Source organism: Xenorhabdus littoralis (assembly GCF_033949345.1).
Taxonomy (GTDB): domain Bacteria; phylum Pseudomonadota; class Gammaproteobacteria; order Enterobacterales; family Enterobacteriaceae; genus Xenorhabdus; species Xenorhabdus littoralis.
This window is the reverse complement of the sequence record NZ_VCDP01000195.1, coordinates 1-1,315: the sequence shown is the minus strand read 5'-3', so window position 1 is coordinate 1,315 and position 1,315 is coordinate 1. Positions and strand designations below refer to the sequence as shown.

At 50.0% G+C, this 1,315-nt stretch carries 1 protein-coding gene and 1 pseudogene; both read right to left on the bottom strand.

Going from position 1 to position 1,315, the window contains the following annotated elements; translation table 11 throughout:
• Positions 1–522, bottom strand: a 522-nt coding sequence (locus FE394_RS19205; RefSeq protein ID WP_319927918.1) for a primase-helicase zinc-binding domain-containing protein, incomplete at its 3' end; no start/stop codon positions are given.
• An 11-nt stretch (positions 523–533) separates the two neighbouring features.
• Positions 534–1,283, bottom strand: a pseudogene (locus FE394_RS19200) (tyrosine-type recombinase/integrase); the annotation flags it as partial.
• Positions 1,284–1,315: the final 32 nt, after the last annotated feature.

The window sequence follows — 1,315 nt, the reverse complement described above, 5'->3', positions numbered from 1 at the left end:
AGCAATAAACGCGCCTTTCTTCTGGCTGCCAGTGAGTAATTTTTTCTCGCCATTCGGTTTGATGATCTGCGCCCCTGTGACTTTTCCGTCTGGTGTTATCAGTGCCAACACAGTTGAATTATCAGGCAATAATCTCTGATTAGGGCAGTGCAGCCCCTTTGCGGTCAGATAGGGAGATGGCGCGGTAACAGTTTGCGCCATCAGTGCCGCGACTCTGTCGGCAATCGGCTGTGTTGGATAGAGGTTTTCTTTGGCTGGTTTGGGTTCTGGCAAAGGCAATGCCAACGAGCCAGCAATGATTTTCACCGCCTCAGTAATCGATATCCCTTTGGTTTTTGCCACCAAATCCAGTCCATCGCCATAATTTGGGGCGTCACACTGACGGCAATACCAGTTGCCGTGATGGTGATCATCAATAAAGTGGAAACGGTCAGTGCCGCCGCAAATAGGGCAGGGGCCATGTTTACCCTTGGCTGGAGTATCAATGCCGCCCGCAGGCAGCAGATTTGCCCATGAATACATAGCCGATGCTTTCACGGTTTGGCAAAGTCATAGGGTGTGATGGGATTTTCCCGGTTCGCATCCAGATAATCTGCCCACCACTGCACCATCAGCCGCCGTTCCTCCAGATGTTTGGACGTGTGAATATAGACGGCTCTGACATTTTTCCTTTCAACATGGCTTAACTGGCGCTCAATGGCATCATCATTCCACAATCCGGATTCACCCATCGCCCCGCGAGCTATTGTTCTGAACCCGTGGCCGCACACTTCAGTTTGGGTGTTATAGCCCATGTTGCGTAAAGCACTATTGACGGTGTTCTCGCTCATGACTTTTTTGGGATCATGATCGTTGGGGGAACATCACGTCACAATTTCCACTCAATCCGTGTAATATTTTGATAAGCGAGATGGCCTGATGGCTTAAGGGTACAATGTGCCCGGTTTTCATCTTCACGCCCCGTTCAGAAAACCGGACGCCTTTAATGGGCTTTCTTGTGGCAGGAATTTTCCACACCGCGTTTTCAAGGTCGATTTCTTCCCAACGGGCAAACCTCAGCTCACTGGAATGGACAAAGGTTAATAGTGCCAGCTCGACGGCGATCCGGGTCAGTAAGCGTCCGGGATAAGAAGATAACCGGGTCAGAAAATCAGGCAAACTTTCATGGGGAAGAGCGGGATAATGACGGGATTTTACGGCGGTGAGTGCCCCGTCATATCATTGGTCGGGTTGAACTCCAGAATATCATTCTGGACAGCATAGAGCATAATAGCCGTGATTTGCCCTTAACGTGGTAATATCGAGTGTGCCAATA